At 70.8% G+C, this 17,532-nt stretch carries 16 protein-coding genes and 1 pseudogene; 14 read left to right on the forward strand and 3 right to left on the reverse strand.

Annotated elements, in window-relative coordinates; translation table 11 throughout:
• From ACFY4A_RS06525 to ggt, 7 genes and pseudogenes are all read left to right on the forward strand, one after another.
• Positions 1–195: pseudogene (locus ACFY4A_RS06525) on the forward strand (succinate--CoA ligase subunit alpha); the annotation flags it as partial.
• Position 196: 1 nt separating this feature from the next.
• Positions 197–490, forward strand: a complete 294-nt coding sequence (locus ACFY4A_RS06530) for a DUF6457 domain-containing protein (RefSeq protein WP_390828276.1) — start codon at positions 197–199, stop codon at positions 488–490.
• Complete coding sequence (locus tag ACFY4A_RS06535) at positions 487–1,581, forward strand: Re/Si-specific NAD(P)(+) transhydrogenase subunit alpha (protein WP_390828277.1); 1,095 nt, start codon at positions 487–489, stop codon at positions 1,579–1,581. The genes ACFY4A_RS06530 and ACFY4A_RS06535 overlap by 4 nt, the downstream gene beginning before the upstream one ends.
• Complete coding sequence (locus ACFY4A_RS06540; RefSeq protein WP_390828278.1) at positions 1,578–1,898, forward strand: NAD(P) transhydrogenase subunit alpha; 321 nt, start codon at positions 1,578–1,580, stop codon at positions 1,896–1,898. Before ACFY4A_RS06535 ends, ACFY4A_RS06540 begins: the two co-directional genes overlap by 4 nt.
• On the forward strand, positions 1,891–3,279 hold the full coding sequence (locus tag ACFY4A_RS06545) for an NAD(P)(+) transhydrogenase (Re/Si-specific) subunit beta (protein WP_390828279.1): 1,389 nt from the start codon (positions 1,891–1,893) through the stop codon (positions 3,277–3,279). Before ACFY4A_RS06540 ends, ACFY4A_RS06545 begins: the two co-directional genes overlap by 8 nt.
• A gap of 65 nt (positions 3,280–3,344) precedes the next feature.
• Complete coding sequence (moaA, locus tag ACFY4A_RS06550; RefSeq protein WP_390828280.1) at positions 3,345–4,334, forward strand: GTP 3',8-cyclase MoaA; 990 nt, start codon at positions 3,345–3,347, stop codon at positions 4,332–4,334.
• Positions 4,335–4,482: 148 nt separating this feature from the next.
• Positions 4,483–6,078, forward strand: a complete 1,596-nt coding sequence (gene ggt, locus ACFY4A_RS06555) for a gamma-glutamyltransferase (RefSeq protein WP_390828281.1) — start codon at positions 4,483–4,485, stop codon at positions 6,076–6,078.
• A 164-nt stretch (positions 6,079–6,242) separates the two neighbouring features.
• Here ggt and ACFY4A_RS06560 read toward each other — a convergent pair whose 3' ends face one another.
• From ACFY4A_RS06560 to ACFY4A_RS06570, 3 genes are all read right to left on the reverse strand, one after another.
• Positions 6,243–8,633 carry an ATP-binding cassette domain-containing protein gene (locus tag ACFY4A_RS06560; RefSeq protein WP_390828282.1) on the reverse strand — a complete coding sequence of 797 codons (2,391 nt, stop codon included), beginning with the start codon at positions 8,631–8,633 and terminating at the stop codon, positions 6,243–6,245.
• A 380-nt stretch (positions 8,634–9,013) separates the two neighbouring features.
• Positions 9,014–9,388: a VOC family protein gene (locus ACFY4A_RS06565; protein ID WP_390828283.1), complete on the reverse strand. Its 375-nt coding sequence runs from the start codon at positions 9,386–9,388 to the stop codon at positions 9,014–9,016.
• Between the two features lie 200 nt (positions 9,389–9,588).
• Positions 9,589–10,854: an amidohydrolase gene (locus ACFY4A_RS06570; RefSeq protein WP_390828284.1), complete on the reverse strand. Its 1,266-nt coding sequence runs from the start codon at positions 10,852–10,854 to the stop codon at positions 9,589–9,591.
• Positions 10,855–11,059: 205 nt separating this feature from the next.
• Between ACFY4A_RS06570 and ACFY4A_RS06575 the strand changes: the two genes are divergently transcribed.
• The 7 genes from ACFY4A_RS06575 to ACFY4A_RS06605 all read left to right on the forward strand — a co-directional run bounded on the left by ACFY4A_RS06575 (position 11,060) and on the right by ACFY4A_RS06605 (position 17,488).
• Entirely contained in the window at positions 11,060–11,611 is a 552-nt protein-coding gene (locus ACFY4A_RS06575) for a DoxX family protein (RefSeq protein WP_390828285.1), read from the forward strand.
• Positions 11,612–11,798: 187 nt separating this feature from the next.
• Entirely contained in the window at positions 11,799–12,524 is a 726-nt protein-coding gene (locus ACFY4A_RS06580) for a DUF1684 domain-containing protein (RefSeq protein ID WP_390828286.1), read from the forward strand.
• Between the two features lie 45 nt (positions 12,525–12,569).
• The gene (locus ACFY4A_RS06585; RefSeq protein WP_390828287.1) at positions 12,570–14,090 is read left to right on the forward strand and encodes an ABC transporter substrate-binding protein; all 1,521 of its coding nucleotides are present in this window, start codon (positions 12,570–12,572) and stop codon (positions 14,088–14,090) included.
• Positions 14,090–15,055 (forward strand): ABC transporter permease, encoded by a 966-nt coding sequence (locus ACFY4A_RS06590; RefSeq protein WP_390828288.1) that lies wholly within the window; start codon positions 14,090–14,092, stop codon positions 15,053–15,055. The genes ACFY4A_RS06585 and ACFY4A_RS06590 overlap by 1 nt, the downstream gene beginning before the upstream one ends.
• Positions 15,052–15,930 (forward strand): ABC transporter permease, encoded by an 879-nt coding sequence (locus ACFY4A_RS06595; RefSeq protein ID WP_390828289.1) that lies wholly within the window; start codon positions 15,052–15,054, stop codon positions 15,928–15,930. Before ACFY4A_RS06590 ends, ACFY4A_RS06595 begins: the two co-directional genes overlap by 4 nt.
• Positions 15,927–16,727 carry an ATP-binding cassette domain-containing protein gene (locus tag ACFY4A_RS06600; protein WP_390828290.1) on the forward strand — a complete coding sequence of 267 codons (801 nt, stop codon included), beginning with the start codon at positions 15,927–15,929 and terminating at the stop codon, positions 16,725–16,727. Before ACFY4A_RS06595 ends, ACFY4A_RS06600 begins: the two co-directional genes overlap by 4 nt.
• Positions 16,724–17,488 carry an ABC transporter ATP-binding protein gene (locus tag ACFY4A_RS06605; RefSeq protein ID WP_390828291.1) on the forward strand — a complete coding sequence of 255 codons (765 nt, stop codon included), beginning with the start codon at positions 16,724–16,726 and terminating at the stop codon, positions 17,486–17,488. Before ACFY4A_RS06600 ends, ACFY4A_RS06605 begins: the two co-directional genes overlap by 4 nt.
• The last annotated feature ends 44 nt before the right edge of the window (positions 17,489–17,532 follow it).

Below are 17,532 nucleotides of genomic sequence, written 5' to 3' on the forward strand. Positions count from 1 at the left end.
AACGTGACCAAGCCGGTCGTCGGTTACGTCGCGGGCTTCACCGCGCCGGAGGGCAAGACCATGGGCCACGCGGGTGCCATCGTCTCGGGTTCCTCCGGCACCGCCCAGGCCAAGAAGGAGGCCCTGGAGGCCGCGGGCGTCAAGGTCGGCAACACCCCGACCGAGACCGCGGCACTGGCCCGGCAGGCGGTGTGACGTGAACCCCCTGGAGAGATGGATCGCCCAGGTGGCCGGTGAACTCGGAGTGAGCCGGGACGCGCTGGACCGGGACGAGGTGCTGGACGTCGCGAAGAACGTCGCGCACCAGGTGGCCCGCCCGGCCGCACCGCTCACCACCTACCTGCTGGGTGTCGCCGTGGGACGCGGCATCGCGCCCGAGACCGCCGCCGAGACCGTGAACAAGCTCGCCGCGGCCTGGTCCGTACCGGACGGCGGCGCGCCGTCAGACGGCGAACGCCCCGCCCCCTCACAGCCAGGAAGAGGAACATGACGCTGATCGGAGTCCCCCGGGAGAGTGCGACGGGCGAACGCCGTGTCGCACTGGTGCCCAAAGTCGTCGAACGGCTGCGCGCCGCGGGCCTCTCCGTCGTGGTGGAGGCCGGGGCCGGGGCCGGGGCACTGATCCCCGACGAGCAGTACGAGCAGTCCGGGGCCACCATCGGAGAACCGTGGGCGGCCGACGTCGTGGTCAAGGTGAACCCGCCGACGCCCCACGAGATCGGCCTGCTGAGCCCCGGATCCGCCGTGATCGGTTTCCTGGCGCCGCTGACCAGGCCGGAGATCACCGAGCAGCTGCGCCTGACCGGCGTCGCCGGCTACGCGATGGAGGCCGTTCCGCGCATCTCCCGCGCCCAGTCCATGGACGCGCTCTCCTCGCAGGCCAATGTCGCCGGCTACCAGGCGGTGCTGGTCGCCGCCCAGAACGCCACCCGTTTCTTCCCGATGCTCACCACCGCCGCCGGAACGGTGAAGCCGGCCACGGTCCTGGTGCTCGGAGTGGGTGTCGCGGGGCTCCAGGCACTGGCCACCGCCAAACGTCTTGGCGCCCGCACCACGGGCTTCGATGTCCGGCCCGAAGTCGCCGAGCAGGTCCGCTCGCTCGGCGCGCAGTGGCTGGAGCTGGGTGTCGAGGCATCAGGGGAGGGCGGCTACGCCCGTGCCCTGACCGAGGAGGAACAGGCCGAGCAGCAGCGGCGGTTGAGCGAGGCGATCGCCGGCTTCGACGTGGTGATCACGACGGCGCTGGTCCCGGGACGCCCGGCGCCGAAGCTGGTCACCGCCGAGGCCGTACGGCGGATGCGGCCCGGCAGCGTGGTCGTCGACCTCGCCGGAGAGACCGGCGGCAACTGCGAACTCACCACACCGGGGGAGACCGTGGTGTGGCACGACGTCATCGTCGCGGCGCCGCTGAACCTGCCGGCCACGCTGCCCGAGCACGCCAGCGAACTGTACGCGCGGAACGTCCAGGCACTGCTCGAACTCATGCTGAACGACGGCGAGTTCGCGCCGGACCTCGAGGACGAGATCCTCGCCGCCTGCTGCGTGACCCAGAACAGCGACCAGCTCACGGAGGCCCGATGATGTTCCTGGCCAACCTGGCGATCCTGGTGCTGGCCGGATTCGTCGGCTTCGCGGTGATCTCCAAGGTGCCCAACACCCTGCACACCCCGCTGATGTCCGGCACCAACGCCATCCACGGCATCGTCCTGCTCGGCGGCCTGGTCCTGCTCGGCCGCTCCGCGTCGGGCCCCTTCGAGCGAGTGCTGCTGGTCGTCGCGATCGTGTTCGGCACGATCAACGTGGTCGGCGGGTTCCTGGTGACCGATCGCATGCTCGGCATGTTCAAGAAGGCGCCGGACGGCGCCGCAGCCGGAAAGGACGCGGTCGGCCGTGGATGACCTGATCACGCTTCTCTACATCGTCGCGTTCGCCCTTTTCATCCACGGTCTCATGGGCCTGACCGGACCGCGGACGGCGGTTCGAGGCAACCTCACGGCGGCGGCGGGCATGCTGATCGCGACCGTGGCCGCCCTGCTGACCCCCGGGACGGGCAACTGGCTGCTGATCGGGCTCGGCCTGGTCCTGGGCACGGTGATAGGCGTACCGGCGGCGCGGCGGGTCAAGATGACCGCGATGCCGCAGATGGTGGCGTTGTTCAACGGAGTGGGCGGCGGCGCCGTCGCCCTGATCTCCTGGGTGGAGTTCCGCGACAGCCACGGCTACGCGACGGAGGCCGGCTACGTCGTCGTCACGTCGCTGTTCGCCGCGATCGTCGGCTCGCTCTCCTTCTGGGGATCGCTCATCGCCTTCGGCAAGCTCCAGGAGATCCTGCCGGGCAGGCCGATCGGTCTCGGCCGGGGCCAGCAACCGCTCAACCTGGCGCTGCTGCTGGTCTCGGTGGTCTGCGCGGTCGGCATCGGCCTGGGGCACGGCTCCGAGGCGCTGATCATCGGCGTGCTGGTCTCCGCGGCGGTGCTCGGCGTGATGGTGGTGCTGCCGATCGGCGGCGCCGACATGCCGGTGGTGATCTCGCTGCTCAACGCCTTCACCGGACTGTCCGCGGCGGCCACCGGCCTGGCGCTGGACAACACGGCGATGATCGTCGCGGGCATGATCGTCGGCGCCTCCGGCACCATCCTGACCGACCTGATGGCCAAGGCGATGAACCGCTCGATCCCGGCCATCGTCGCCGGCGGGTTCGGCGGGACCGGCGCCACCGCGGGACCGGGAGGCGGCCCTGCGGACCAGACGGTACGGCAGACCAGCGCGGCCGACGCCGCCATCCAGATGGCCTACGCGAGCCAGGTCGTCGTCGTCCCCGGCTACGGCATGGCCGTCGCGCAGGCGCAGCACGCCGTACGCGAGATGGCCGGCCTGCTCGAGCAGCGCGGCGTGGAGGTCAAACACGCCATCCACCCGGTCGCCGGACGCATGCCCGGCCATATGAACGTCCTGCTCGCCGAGGCCGACGTGCCGTACGAACAGCTCAAGGAGATGGACGACATCAACGGGGAGTTCGGCCGCACCGACGTGGCCCTGGTGATCGGCGCCAACGACGTCACCAACCCCGCCGCCCGTTCGAATCCCAGCTCGCCGATCTACGGGATGCCGATCCTCAACGTGGATCACGCGAAGTCGGTCATCGTGCTCAAGCGCTCGATGAACCCCGGGTTCGCCGGCATCGAGAACGAGCTGTACTTCGACGCCAAGACGTCGATGCTCTTCGGCGACGCGAAGTCCTCCGTCGCCGAGATCACCGAGGAACTCAAGGCACTGTGACCTGGAGCGGCCGGGCGCGAGGGCGTCCGGCCGCTCCACGCGTCGCCCCGAGGGAGGCGGACCCCATGCTGATCGACACCCACGGCCGGATCGCCACCGATCTACGGGTCTCGCTGACCGACCGCTGCAACCTGCGGTGCACCTACTGCATGCCCGAGGAGGGGCTGGCCTGGCTGGCCAGGCCCCGGCTGCTCACCGACGACGAGGTCGTCAGGCTGGTGCGGATCGCGGTCACCGACCTGGGCGTCACGCAGGTGCGTTTCACCGGTGGCGAGCCGCTGCTGCGCCCCGGTCTGGCCGGCATCGTCGCCCGCTGCGCCGAGCTCACCCCGCGGCCGGAGCTGTCGCTGACCACCAACGGGATCGGGCTGGCCCGCACCGCGGGCGCGCTCCGGGAGGCCGGGCTCGACCGGGTCAACGTCTCGCTGGACACCCTGCGCCCGGACCGCTTCAAGGCGCTCACCCGCCGCGACCGGCACCGGGAGGTGCTCGCCGGGCTGACCGCGGCCCGCGAGGCCGGGCTGGAACCGGTGAAGGTCAACTCGGTGCTGATGCGCGAGATCAACGACGACGAGCCGGCCGAGCTGCTGGCCTGGGCCGTCAGGCACGGTTACCACCTGCGGTTCATCGAGCAGATGCCGCTGGACGCCCAACACGGCTGGCAGCGCGAGCAGATGGTGACCGCGGCGGAGATCCTGCGGAAGCTGGCCGCGTGCTTCTCCCTCACCCCGGAGCGGAGGGGGCAGCGCGGTTCGGCTCCCGCGGAGCGGTGGCTGGTCGACGGGGGACCGGCCACGGTGGGGGTGATCGCCTCGGTGACCCGGCCCTTCTGCCGGGCCTGCGACCGCACCCGGCTCACCGCGGACGGCCAGGTCCGCAACTGCCTGTTCGCCAGGGAGGAGACCGACCTGCGCACCGCGCTGCGCTCCGGGGCGTCCGACAAGGAGGTCGCCGCCCTGTGGCGGGCGGCGACGCTGGGCAAGAAGGCGGGCTCCGGCCTCGACGACCCGTCCTTCCTCCAGCCCCCGCGCCCCATGTCCGCCATCGGCGGCTAGACGAAAGACTCAGGTCACGGGAGGGTGAACCGGCAACCCCAGCCTGTGTGCTGTGCCGGGAGAAAGATTCGGTACGACCTCTGGACAGGGGATCGTCCCGATCCAAGAATATTGCCTACTTAATATCGTATGCAATGGGGAGACCGGTATGACGCGCACCACCCGCCCTGTCGCCCTGGCACGCAACGGGATGGTCAGTACACCGCACTACCTCGCCTCCACGGCCGGCCTCCAGGTGTTGCAGGAGGGCGGCACGGCCGTGGACGCCGCGATCGCCGTCAACGCGACGCTCGGCGTGGTTTACCCGCACATGACAGGACCGGGCGGGGACGCCTTCTGGCTCATCCACGACGCCGCCACGGGCCGGGTCCACGCGCTCAACGGCAGCGGCCGGGCCGGCGCCCACGCGACCCGTCCGTACTTCCGGCAGCGCGACCACCAGGAGATCCCCACCCGGGGGCCGCTCGCCTCGGTGACCGTGCCCGGCGCCGTCGACAGCTGGTGCACCGCGCACGAACGTTTCGGCAGCCTTCCGCTGGCCCGCCTGCTCCAGCCGGCCATCACCTACGCCCGGGAGGGCTTCGCCGTCTGCGACAGCTACGCCGCCTGCGCCGCTGAGGTCGCGCACGTCCTCAGCGCCCATCCGCTCACCCGACGTACGCTGCTGCCGCAGGACCGGCCCCCGATCATGGCGGACGTCCTCGCGCTGCCGCAGCTGGCCGAAACGCTCGAGACCGTCGCGGAGAAGGGCCGGCCCGGGTTCTACGAGGGCCCCGTGGCCGAGGAGATCGCGACGAGCCTGCAACAGGCAGGCGGCCTGCTCACCACCGAGGACCTGGCCGCCCACCGGTCGGACTGGACCGAACCGATCTCCACGACGTACCGCGGATACCGCTGCTACCAGGCCCCGCCGAACTCGCAGGGGTTCGCGCACCTGATGGCCCTGAACATCGTCGAGAACTTCGACCTCGGCGGCATGACCGACAGCGGCCCCGAGTACGTCCACCTGCTGGTGGAAGCGACACGCCTGGCGTTCGCCGACCGGGACCGGTACCTCACCGACCCCGACTTCCACGACATCCCCCTGCGGGACCTGCTGTCCAAGGACTACGCGGCCGAACTGAGCAAGCGCGTGGAGCCCCGGCCGGCTCCCGCGGGACCGGGGGCACGGATGGGCGGCGACACCACGTGCAGCGTCGTGGTGGACTCGGCCGGCAACGCGGTCTCGGTGATCCAGAGCCTCTACCACGAGTTCGGCTCCGGGTTCATCGCGGGCCGCACCGGGGTGCTGATGCACAACCGCGGATCGTTCTTCTCCCTGGACGAGGCACACCCGAACCGCCTCGAACCCGGCAAGCGGACCTTCCACACCCTCATGCCCGGCATGCTCTTCCGCGGCGAGAAGCTGGACCTCGTCTACGGAACCATGGGCGGCGAGGGCCAGCCGCAGACGTCGAACGCCCTGGTCACACGGGTGGTCGACTTCGGCAGGGACGTCCAGGCGGCCATCGACGCGCCGCGCTGGCTGTACGGCCGCACCTGGGGGGACGACCGACGCGATCTCCGGATGGAGGACCGCTTCTCCTCCGAGACGCTGGACGAACTGCGAACCTGGGGACACCCGGTCCGCGAGGTCGGCGGCTGGGACGGCGTGATGGGGCACGCCCAGGCCATCCGCGTCACCGACGACGTCCTGATGGGCGGCGCGGACCCGCGCGGCGACGGCCTCGCTCTCGGCTGGTGACGCCCGGCCTCGTACAGCCGGACGAGAGGAGACCCCGGGAATGGAACACGCGAGCATCTGGCTCTGGGCTGTCCGCGGCTGAGGCCGCCCGGCAACCGGAGCAGCGCCGTGGGACGAGTCGCAGCGGATGCGCGATCCGTCCCACGGAGCTGTCAGGGCCTCGGTCAGGCGCCGACGTAGGTCGCGAGGTGCTGCCCGGTGAGGGTGGAGCGGGCGGCGACGAGGTCGGCCGGCGTGCCCTCGAAGACGACCCGGCCGCCGTCGTGACCGGCACCGGGACCGAGGTCGATGATCCAGTCGGCGTGCGCCATGACCGCCTGGTGGTGCTCGACGACGATCACCGACTTGCCGGAGTCGACGAGCCGGTCGAGCAGGCCGAGCAGGTGCTCGACGTCGGCGAGGTGCAGACCGGCGGTCGGCTCGTCGAGGACGTAGACGCCGCCCTTCTCGGCCATGTGGGTGGCCAGCTTGAGCCGCTGCCGCTCGCCGCCGGACAGCGTGGTGAGCGGCTGGCCCAGGGTGAGGTAGCCGAGCCCGACGTCGGCGAGCCGGCCGAGGATGCGGTGCGCGGCCGGAGTGCGGGCCTCATCGGCGCCGAAGAACTCCTCGGCCTCGGCGACCGGCATCGCCAGCACCTCGCTGATGTCACGGCCGGCGAGGTGGTACTCCAGCACCGACGCGTCGAACCGCTTCCCCTCGCACTCCTCGCACGTGGTGGCGACGCCGGCCATCATCGCCAGGTCGGTGTAGATGACTCCGGCGCCGTTGCATGTGGGGCAGGCGCCCTCGGAGTTGGCGCTGAACAGCGCCGGCTTCACCCCGTTGACCTTGGCGAACGCCTTGCGGATCGGGTCGAGCAGTCCGGTGTACGTCGCCGGGTTGCTGCGCCGCGAGCCGCGGATCGCGCCCTGGTCGACCGACACCACACCCGCGCCGGCCGGGATCGATCCGTGCACGAGCGAACTCTTGCCGGAACCGGCCACACCGGTGACGACGACGAGCGTCCCGAGCGGTATGTCGACGTCGACGCCGCGCAGGTTGTGCGTGGTCGCGCCACGGATCTCCAACGTGCCGGTCGGCTTGCGCGCCGTCTTCTTGAGGGAGGCCCGGTCGTCGAGGTGGCGGCCGGTGAGCGTGCCACTGGCCCGCAGCCCCTCGACGGTGCCCTCGAAGCAGACGGCGCCGCCCGCCGTGCCGGCCCCGGGACCGAGGTCGACGACGTGGTCGGCGATCGCGATGATCTCCGGCTTGTGCTCCACGACGAGCACGGTGTTGCCCTTGTCCCGCAGCCGCAGCAGCAGGTCGTTCATCCGCTGGACGTCGTGCGGGTGCAGGCCGGTGGTGGGCTCGTCGAAGACGTAGGTGACGTCGGTGAGCGAGGAGCCGAGGTGGCGGATCATCTTCACGCGCTGCGCCTCGCCGCCCGACAGCGTGCCCGACGGGCGGTCGAGCGAGAGGTAGCCCAGGCCGATCTCCACGAACGAGTCGAGGGTCTGCTGCAACGTGGCGAGCAGCGGCCCCATCGACGGCTCGTCCAGACCGCGGACCCATTCGGCCAGATCGCTGATCTGCATCGCGCAGGCGTCGGCGATACTGGTCCCGCCGATCCGCGACGACCGGGCCGCCTCGCTGAGCCGGGTGCCCTCGCACTCGGGACAGTCGGTGAAGGTGATCGCCCGGTCCACGAACTCCCGGATGTGCGGCTGCATCGACTCCCGGTCCTTGGAGAGCATCGACTTCTGGATCCTCGGGATCAGACCCTCGTAGGTCATGTTGATGCCCGCGATCTTCATCCTGGTCGGCTCGCGGTGCAGGAAGTCGTGCAGCTCCTGCTCGGTGTACTTGCGGATCGGCTTGTCCGCGTCGAAGAAGCCGGACTCGCTGTAGAGCCGGTGGTTCCAGCCGCCCGGCTTGTAGCCGGGGATGGTCAGCGCGCCCTCGGTGAGCGACTTGGAGTCGTCGTAGAGCTGGGTGAGGTCGACGTCGGAGACCGTGCCCCGGCCCTCGCAACGCGGGCACATGCCGCCGGTGATGCTGAAGCTGCGCCGCTCCTTCACGGTCTTTCCGGCGCGTTCCACGGTGACCGCGCCCGCTCCGCTGATCGAGGGCACGTTGAAGGAGAACGCCTTGGGCGAGCCGATGTGCGGCTGCCCGAGCCGGCTGAAGAGGATGCGCAGCATCGCGTTGGCGTCGGTGGCGGTGCCGACCGTGGAGCGGGGGTCGCCGCCCATCCGCTGCTGGTCGACGATGATCGCGGTCGTCAGCCCGTCGAGGACGTCGACCTCGGGCCGGGCCAGGGTCGGCATGAAGCCCTGCACGAAGGCGCTGTAGGTCTCGTTGATCAGCCGCTGCGACTCGGCGGCGATCGTGTCGAACACCAGTGAGCTCTTGCCCGAGCCGGAGACTCCGGTGAACACCGTCAGACGCCGCTTCGGGATCTCGATGCTGACGTCCTTGAGGTTGTTCTCGCGCGCGCCGTGCACGCGGATCATGTCGTGGCTGTCGGCAGCGTGCGGCGCGGGCGACGGCGTGTCCGTCCTCGTGGCCTTGCTCATCGTGTCTCCATCCGTGAGGCTGGGCCGCCTTCGCGGCGACGGTGGGTGCCCGCCTGAGCGGCGGTGGCGGGCCGGGGTCGCGCGACGCCCGTCCGACCGACGCTCACCGGGTCGCGCTCCGCGCGAGAACCAAGGCATTATCCTCGCCCTTCGCCCCCGCGCACCCTCCAGCCGCGGAATCAGCGAATCCACACAGGTCATCGCCGTGATCGCTGGACGGCTCGGCCCACGCTACGTGTGACCCGGCGCCCGGCGCTTCTCCATTTCTGACCGGTCCGGTCCCACCAGGCGCCACCCGGGTGAACCGCCTCGGGTTCGTCGGCGCGCCGAACGCCCGGCCGGGCACCAGGTTCCAGGTGCCCGACCAGACTCTGCCCCGGTTACAGGTACGGGCGGGTGATCAGCTCGATCCCGTGACCGGCGGGGTCCTTGAAGTAGACCCCTCGACCGCCGTGCTCGTGGTTGATCTCGCCAGGGAGTCGCATGTGCGGATCGGCCCAGTGCTCGATGTCGCGATCCCGCAGCCGCTGATACGCCCGGTCGAACAGGCCGTCGTCGACCAGGAACGCGTAGTGCTGCATCTGGATCTCCACCGGCGGCTCGGCGAACTGGAGCAGCACGCCGTCGGCGAGCTGGATGTTGGTGAACGGGCCCCAGGACGGCGCTGCCCGCACTTCAAGCAGCTCTCGGAAGAAGCGGGCCGACTCTTCGCGGTCCTTGGAGGCGATGATGGTGTGGTTGAACGTGGCTGTCATTCGGCTGACCTGACTGTTGGTCCGGCACGGAAACGTACTCGTCGTGGTGCACGAGCACGGGGAGGCCCGCGTGCCGATCCGAGAGGGTGCCGTCTCCGCACCCGCGGTGCGATCAGCCCTCCACCGGGTTGCCCGTCCGTGTGTGGCGTGGCGCCGATCCGGTGTTCACATCGGGTGACCCTACTTGATCCGGCTTTCGTTCAGGCAGGTTTTACGGAATGTGGGGCCGGGCCGAGCCATGCGAGGGCCGCGGTGGTCAGCGCCGTGACGCCGTTGGTGAGGGTGGGCCGCATGACGGGTGCGAAGAACGGTGAGTGGTTCTGCGGGATGTCACGGCTCCTGGTGCCCGCGGCCTCGGCCTTCGCGTAGACGTCGGGATCGACGCCGCCGAGGAGCCAGTAGCAGACCGGCGCGTTCGCGCTGGTGCCGAAGACACCGACGTCCTCACTGCCGGAGGAGGCGCCAAGGTCGGTCAGCCGGTCGTGGCCGACCACGTCGCCGATGGCGGCCATAGTGCGGGCGCACGCCTCCTCGTCGTTGACCATCAGCGGGAAGGTGTGCAGGGTGCTGATCTCGGGATCCCGCTGCGCCCCGGCGGCCGCCGCCTCGCCGCGGACGATCCGCTCCACCGCGCCCAGCACGGTCCGGCGGACCTGCGGGGTGTAGGTGCGGATGTTGAGCCGGAGCCGGGCCTCGTCCGGGATGATGTTGTCCCTGGCGCCGGCTTGCAGGGCGCCGACGGTGACCACGGCCCGGTCCGCGGAGGCGATCTCGCGGGAGACCACGGTCTGCAACCGCATCACGGTGGAGGCCGCCATCACCACCGGGTCGATCGCCGCTTCCGGCATCGACGCGTGGGCTCCGCGCCCGAACATGCGCACCTCGAGTGCGTCGGTGGCGGCGAAGGCGAGACCGGGGTGGCAGGCGATGGTGCCGACCGGGATCGCCATCACGTGCTGGCCGAGGACGACGCCGGGGGTGCCGAACCGGGCGTACAGGTTGTCGTCGACCATGGCCTGGGCGCCCTGGCCCAGCTCCTCGGCCGGCTGGAACACGGCCAGCACGGTGCCCGACCACCTGTCGCGGGCGCCGGCCAGGAGTGCCATGGCACCGAACAGGCAGGTGACGTGCACGTCGTGGCCGCACGCGTGCATCACGCCCTCGTTCGTCGAGGCGTACGGCAGCCCGGTCCGCTCGGTGACGGGCAGCGCGTCGAAGTCGGCGCGCAGGAGCACGATCGGGCCCTGGCCGTTCACCAGCCTGGCCACGACGCCGGTCCGCCCGACGCCCTCGGTCACCTCGAACCCCAAGTCCCGTGCGCGGCGGGAGACTTCGGCGGCCGTGCGGTGCTCCTCGAAGGACAGCTCGGGGTGGGCGTGCAGGTCCTGGTAGAGCGCTTCGAGGCCCTCGGTCAGGGTGGTGTCCAGGCCGGCCAGGACCTGCCGGGCCGTGTGGTGTGCGGTCATCGTGATGCCCCTTTGGCCGGCGACGAGCCGCCACCTCCGACGTAACCACACTCCTGGGGACGAGGCAGCCCGGTCAGCGTCACCGCGCTGCTTGAAAGTTGTAGCACTGGCACCATCCGGGTTAGCTTGAAGATTCAAGTTAACCCCGGGGTCCCGCCGCCCAGTGCCGCGAGATCCCGCCGCCCGACCCGCGAGGAGCCCCACCTTGACCACTCCTGACGCCACCCTGTCCCGCCCCGCCGTCGCGCCGGAGAAGGCCCCGGCGACCCCTACCCACGCCTACGACGCCGGCCTGCTCGTCCTGCGCCTCGCACTCGGGCTGACCATGGCCGCGCACGGCGCCCAGAAGCTGTTCGGCTGGTTCGGAGGGGGCGGTGTCGACGGCACCGGGCAGTTCTTCGCCGCCTCCGGCTACCCCTCGCCCAGGGCGTTCGCCGTCGTGGCCGGGCTCAGCGAGACCCTCGGCGGGCTCGGCCTCGCGCTCGGCCTGCTCACCCCGCTCGCCGCCGCGGCTGTCGCCGGCACGCTGGTCAACGCGATCTCCGTCAAGTGGGGCGGCGGCTTCTTCGCCCCGCAGGGCGTCGAGTACGAGCTCCTCATCGCCCTGTCCGCGGTGGCCCTCGCTCTGACCGGCCCCGGCCGGATCGCCGTGGACCGGCTGCTGCCCGGGCTGCGCTCGCACCGCGTCGCCCACGGCGTCGCGGCGATCGTGCTCGGCGCCGTCGTGGCCGGTGTCACGCTGCTGCTGCGTCACTGACGCGGGGCACCGGACGGCGGGCCGACCGGCCGTGCCCGGTCTGCCGTCCGGGCCGCCGTCCGAGCTGTGGATCTCATTTGACATTAGAGAGCCTTATGGAAGATAAAGGTGACGCTTTGGCCATCAATTCACGCGGCGTGGCATCTGCGGCGTGATGCCGACGAACGCTGCGCGAATGAGTCCTGACATGTCCCACCCCATCACCGACCAGCCCACAACCGACCCCGCGGGGGAGTGGGACGCATGGCGGTCCGAACGCCATCGGGCCCTCACCGCGCCGACGGGCAACCTCGCCCTCGTCGAGACCCGCTGGCTGCCGGCCGGTGAGCGCCCGGACGCCGACGCCGCGCGTGCGGGGCAGCCGCACACGGTGACCGTCACCCCGCTCCAGCGCACCGACCTCGTCACCGGCGAGCCCGAGCACGGCCTGCGGTTCTGGGACGCCGACTCGCCCGCCGTCCGCCACTTCGACCGGGTCGACGCTTTCCCCTACGACCCCGCCTGGGTGCTCGAGGCGACCTATACGCCCGTGCCCGGAGCCCGGCGCGTGGCCTTCGAGCACATCCGGGACAACGGCGGCACCCGCGAACTCGTCGTCCCCGGTGACATCACGCTCACCGTCGACGGCCGTGCCTACACCCTCAGCGCCTTCGACGACGACGGCACCCTGCTGCTCGTCTTCGGCGACCCCACCAACGGTGACACCACCTACGGCGCCGGCCGCTTCCTCTTCGTCCAGCGCACCGAGGACGACCGCGTCCTGCTCGACTTCAACCGCGCCTTCGTGCCGCCCTGCGGATTCTCCGATCAGTACAACTGTCCGATGCCGCCGCGGCAGAACCGTTTCCACCTGCCCGTCGAGGCCGGTGAGAAGCTCCCCGTCTTCCGCGGCGGCTTCCCGGCCCAGCACTGATCACCCCGTAGCCGCCCGCACCACAGCACGAAAGCGCCCTCACTCATGAACATCAAGAAGACGTCCCTGTACGCCACCGCCACCGCGGCCACCCTCGCCCTCACCCTGACCGCCTGCGGCGGCTCCGGCTCGGGCGGCAGCGCCTCGGGCGGCGCCTGGAACAAGGACGCCACCGTCAACATCGGCTCCCTCTACGAGCCGCAGAACCTCGACAACACCGCGGGCGGCGGCCAGGGCGTCACCGAGGCCCTCAACGGCAACGTCTACGAAGGGCTGTTCAAGCTCACCGACGACGGCAAGGTCGAGAAACTGCTCGCCCAGGACTACAAGGTCGGCGGTGACGGACTCACCTACACCTTCACCCTCCGCGACGGCGTGAAGTTCCACAGTGGCAAGGCCCTCACCAGCGAAGACGTCAAGTACAGCCTGGAGAAGGTCATCGCGGACGACTCCCAGTCCGCGCGCAAGAGCAACCTCCAGGTCATCAAGGACATCGCCACCCCCGACGCGCGGACCGTCAAGGTCACGCTGTCCAAGAAGTCGATCTCCTTCGTCTACAACCTCTCCTACGTCTGGGTCATCAACTCCCAGGCGAAGAAGCTGAAGACGACCGAGGACGGCACCGGCCCCTACCGGCTCGACAAGTGGACCCGCGGCTCCGCCCTGAGTATGGACCGGTTCGCCGGCTACTGGGGCAACGCCGCCAGCAACAAGAAGGTCGTCTTCCACTACTACAAGGACGCGACCGCCCTCAACAACGCGCTGCTGACCAACGCCGTCGACGTGGTCACCAGCGAGCAGTCGCCCGACGCCCTCGACCAGTTCAAGAGCAACCAGAACTACAAGGTCAACGACGGCGACTCCACCACCAAGCTGCTGCTGGCCTTCAACGACAAGGCCAAGCCGTTCACCGACGTCAAGGTGCGCCAGGCCGTGTCCTCCGCCATCGACGACAAGAAGCTGCTGGAGTCCGTCTGGGGCGGCTACGGCAAGCTCATCGGCTCGATGGTGCCGCCCACCGACCCCTGGTACGAGGACCTCACCAAGGTCAACGCGTACGACCCGGCACGTGCCAAGAAGCTGCTCGCCGAGGCCGGCTACGCCAAGGGCTTCAGCTTCACCCTCGACACCCCGAACTACGACCCGCACCCCACCGCCGCGACCTTCATCAAGTCCGAGCTCGCCAAGGTCGGCGTCACCGTCGAGATCAACACGATCACGCCGGACGAGTGGTACACGAAGGTCTACAAGAACCACGACTTCACGGCCACGCTCCAGGAGCACGTCAACGACCGCGACCTCGTCTGGTACGGCAACCCCGACTTCTACTGGGGCTACGACGACAAGCAGGTCACGCAGTGGGTCGAGCAGGCCGAACAGGCCTCCACCACCGCCGAGCAGACCGAACTGCTGAAGAAGGTCAACCGCAAGACCGCCGAGGACGCGGCCAGCGACTGGCTGTACCTCTACCCGCAGATCGTCGTCGCCGGCAGCAAGCTGTCCGGCTACCCGCTCAACGGCCTCAACTCGCAGTTCTACGCCTACGACATCAAGAAGACGGGCTGATGGCCCGCTATCTCCTGCGCCGCTTCGCCTTCCTCCTGGTGTCGCTGGCCCTGGCGAGCGTGGTGCTGTTCGTCCTGCTGCGCATGCTGCCCGGCGACCCGGCCAACGCACTCACCGCGGTGGGCGCGAGCCCGGAACAGATCGCCGCGGCACGGCATTCCATCGGGTCCGACAAGCCGCTGCCCGAGCAGTTCGTCCACTGGCTCGGGCAGCTGGCGAGCGGCGACCTCGGCACCTCCTTCGTCAGCTCGCTGCCCGTCGGACCCGAGGTCGCCTCCCGGCTGAGCGTCACCGTGCCGCTCACGCTGGCCGCGTTCGCCCTCGCCGTCGTCCTCGCCGTGCCCGCCGGGTTCGTCGCGGCGCACAAGCGGCACACCCGGTACGGCGCACTGCTCAGCGGCGTGTCCCAACTGGGCATCGCCGTCCCGGTGTTCTGGCTCGGCATGGTCCTCATCGCCGTGTTCTCGCTGAACGCCGGCTGGCTCCCGGCCGGCGGCTTCCCCCCGGACGGCTGGTCGGAGCCCGCCGAGGCGATCCGCTCCCTCGTCCTGCCGGTGGTCACCATCGCCCTGGTGATGAGCGCGTCCCTGATCCGCTACGTCCGCTCCGCCACCCTCGACGTCCTCGGCAGCGACTACCTGCGCACCGCCCGCGCCCTGGGCTCGTCCTTCGGCGGGGCGATGTGGCGGCACGGCCTGCGCAACGCCTCCGTACCGGTCATCTCCGTCCTCGGCATCGAACTCGCCTCGACCCTGCTCGGCGCGGTCGTCGTGGAATCGGTGTACGCGCTGCCCGGCCTCGGCTCCATGCTCGCCACCGCCATCGCCCAGCACGACTACCCCGTCATCCAGGGCGTGCTGTTCGTCTCCACCCTCGCCGTGTTGCTCATCGGCTTCGCCGCCGACCTCGTCCAGCGGATCATCGACCCGCGCCTGCGCGGCCGACTCTCCGGAGGTGCCCGATGACCCAGGCGGACACGCTGCCCACCGTCCGGCCGGAGAAGACCTCACCGAGCGGACGGGGCTCTCGGCGCTCCGCCACGCTCGTCGTCGGCTGCCTCCTGGCCGGCCTCATCGCCCTGCTCGCCCTGGTCTCCCTGTTCTGGCTGCCCTACCCCGCCGACGACACCTCCGGCGGGCGCCTGGCCGGTCCCGGGAACGGGCATCTGCTGGGCACCGACAAGCTCGGGCGCGACCTGTTCACCCAGGTGATGACCGGCTCGCGGATCGCCGTCGAGGCGGGCCTCGGGTCGGTGCTCGTCGCCGCCGCGATCGGCGTCACCCTCGGTGTGCTCGCCGCGTTCGCGCAGGGCTGGCTCGACGACACGCTCTCGGCGTTCCTCGACATCCTCATCGCCTTCCCGACGCTGCTGCTCGCGATGCTCATCGTCGCCGCCCGCTCGGCGACCCTCGGCTCTGCCGTCCTCGCGATCGGCCTGGCGCAGAGCGCGGTCGTCGCCCGGCTGGTGCGCATCCTCGTCAAGCGCGTGCTGGCGCAGGACTACATCACCGCGGCCCGCGCCTCCGGCACCTCCTGGTCCAGGACCGTCGTCGGCCATGTGCTGCCCAACATCTGGCCCACCCTCGTGGTCAACCTCGCCCTCCAGTTCGGTCTCGCCGTACTGGCCGAGGCCGGACTGTCCTACCTCGGTCTCGGCGCGCCCCCGCCGAACGCCTCGTGGGGCCGGATGCTCCAGGAGGCCCAGGCCACCTTCACCACCGCCCCGGTGGGCGCGCTGGCCCCCGGCATCCTGCTCGTCCTGCTCGTCATCGGCGTCAACCTCATCGCCGACGGCCTGCGCGACACCCTCGACCCGGCCACCCGCCGGAGGCGCGCGTGAACCTCCTCGACGTACACGGGCTGACCGTCTGCACCAGTGACGGCCGCACCCTGGTCGACGACCTGTCCTTCACCGTGGCCGGCGGTGAACGCCTCGGCCTCATCGGCGAGTCCGGCTCCGGCAAGTCCCTGACCACGCTCGCCGTTCTCGGTCTGCTGCCCGACGGCATGACCGCCACCGGCAGCGTCGAACTCGCCGGCACCCAGGTCGTCGGCGCCCCCGAGAAGCGGCTCACCTCCCTGCGCGGCCGGGACGCGGCCGTCGTCTTCCAGGAACCGCTCACCGCGCTCGACCCGCTGATGCGGGTGGGCCGCCAGATCGCCGAACCCCTTCGCAGGCGCACCGGCCTGAAGGGCAGGGACCTTCAGCGGGCCGTGGCGCACACGCTCGAACAGGTCCGGCTGCCCGACCCCGAGCGCATCGCCCGCGCGTTCCCGCACGAGATCTCCGGCGGGCAGCGCCAGCGCGTGGCCCTCGCCATGGCCCTGGCCTGCGAACCGAAACTGCTCATCGCGGACGAGCCGACCACCGCCCTGGACGTGTCCGTCCAGGCCGAGATGCTGGAACTCATCGACACGCTGGTCCGTGACCGGGACATGGCCGTGCTGTTCGTCAGCCACGACCTCGCCGTGGTGGCCAAGGTGACCGACCGCGCCCTGGTGCTGAAGGACGGGCGGGCCGTGGAGGAGGGCCCGGTCGACGCCATCGTCGGCGCACCCCGTGAGGAGTACACCAAGGCCCTCGTCGCCAGCGCCCGGCGCCTGGAATCCGCCCTGGACCTGAGGAGCGCGCGATGACCCCCGTACTCGAACTGTCCGGCATCGCGCTGCGCTACCGGGGCAGCACGGCCGACGTGGTCGAGGACGTCTCCCTCGAGGTCGAGGCCGGACACAGTCTCGCGCTCGTCGGCGAGTCCGGAGCCGGCAAGACCACGCTGCTGCGGCTGCTGCTGGGCCTCGCCCGCCCCACGACCGGCCAGGTCCGCTTCGACGGCGCCGCCCTGTCCCCGCGGGACCGGGAACAGATGCGCCGCTTCCGGCGCAGCGTCCAGTGCGTGTTCCAGGACCCCTACTCCTCGCTCGACCCGCGCCGCCGCGTCGGGGCCACCGTGGCCGAGCCGCTCATCTCCCTCGGCATCGACAGCCGCGCCACGGCCCGGCCGAAGGTGGCCGCGGCCCTGGAACGAGTGGGTCTGCCGGCCGACGCGGCGGACCGCTATCCGCACGAGTTCTCCGGCGGCCAGCGCCAGCGGATCGCCATCGCCCGCGCCACCGTCTGCACCCCGCGGGTCCTGCTGGCCGACGAACCCGTGAGCGCGCTCGACGTCACCACCCGGGTGAAGGTCGTCGACCTGCTGGCCGAACTCAAACAGGAGCAGGGTCTGACCCTCGTGATGGTCTCCCACGACCTGTCGGTCGTCGCCTCCCTGTGCGAGCGCACCGCCGTCCTGGAACGTGGCCGTGTGGTCGAACACGGCGACACCGCCCAGGTCCTGGGCCGGCCCGCGCACCCCTACACCCGCCGCCTGCTCGACAGCGTGCCGCGACTGCCGGCCTGAACCGCAGCCCGGACTGCCGGCCTCAACCGCAGCCGCGCCGCCCC

It is taken from the genome of Streptomyces sp. NPDC001292, assembly GCF_042896465.1.
Classification (GTDB): domain Bacteria; phylum Actinomycetota; class Actinomycetes; order Streptomycetales; family Streptomycetaceae; genus Streptomyces.

Coding starts and splice junctions, on each gene's coding strand:
- ggt (WP_390828281.1), top strand. CDS start 4,483: ATGACGCGCACCACCCGCCCTGTCGCCCTGGCACGCAACGGGATGGTC.
- ACFY4A_RS06535 (WP_390828277.1), top strand. CDS start 487: ATGACGCTGATCGGAGTCCCCCGGGAGAGTGCGACGGGCGAACGCCGT.
- ACFY4A_RS06590 (WP_390828288.1), top strand. CDS start 14,090: ATGGCCCGCTATCTCCTGCGCCGCTTCGCCTTCCTCCTGGTGTCGCTG.
- ACFY4A_RS06570 (WP_390828284.1), bottom strand. CDS start 10,854: ATGACCGCACACCACACGGCCCGGCAGGTCCTGGCCGGCCTGGACACC.
- ACFY4A_RS06560 (WP_390828282.1), bottom strand. CDS start 8,633: ATGAGCAAGGCCACGAGGACGGACACGCCGTCGCCCGCGCCGCACGCT.
- ACFY4A_RS06605 (WP_390828291.1), top strand. CDS start 16,724: ATGACCCCCGTACTCGAACTGTCCGGCATCGCGCTGCGCTACCGGGGC.
- moaA (WP_390828280.1), top strand. CDS start 3,345: ATGCTGATCGACACCCACGGCCGGATCGCCACCGATCTACGGGTCTCG.
- ACFY4A_RS06595 (WP_390828289.1), top strand. CDS start 15,052: ATGACCCAGGCGGACACGCTGCCCACCGTCCGGCCGGAGAAGACCTCA.
- ACFY4A_RS06565 (WP_390828283.1), bottom strand. CDS start 9,388: ATGACAGCCACGTTCAACCACACCATCATCGCCTCCAAGGACCGCGAA.
- ACFY4A_RS06585 (WP_390828287.1), top strand. CDS start 12,570: ATGAACATCAAGAAGACGTCCCTGTACGCCACCGCCACCGCGGCCACC.
- ACFY4A_RS06580 (WP_390828286.1), top strand. CDS start 11,799: ATGTCCCACCCCATCACCGACCAGCCCACAACCGACCCCGCGGGGGAG.
- ACFY4A_RS06540 (WP_390828278.1), top strand. CDS start 1,578: ATGATGTTCCTGGCCAACCTGGCGATCCTGGTGCTGGCCGGATTCGTC.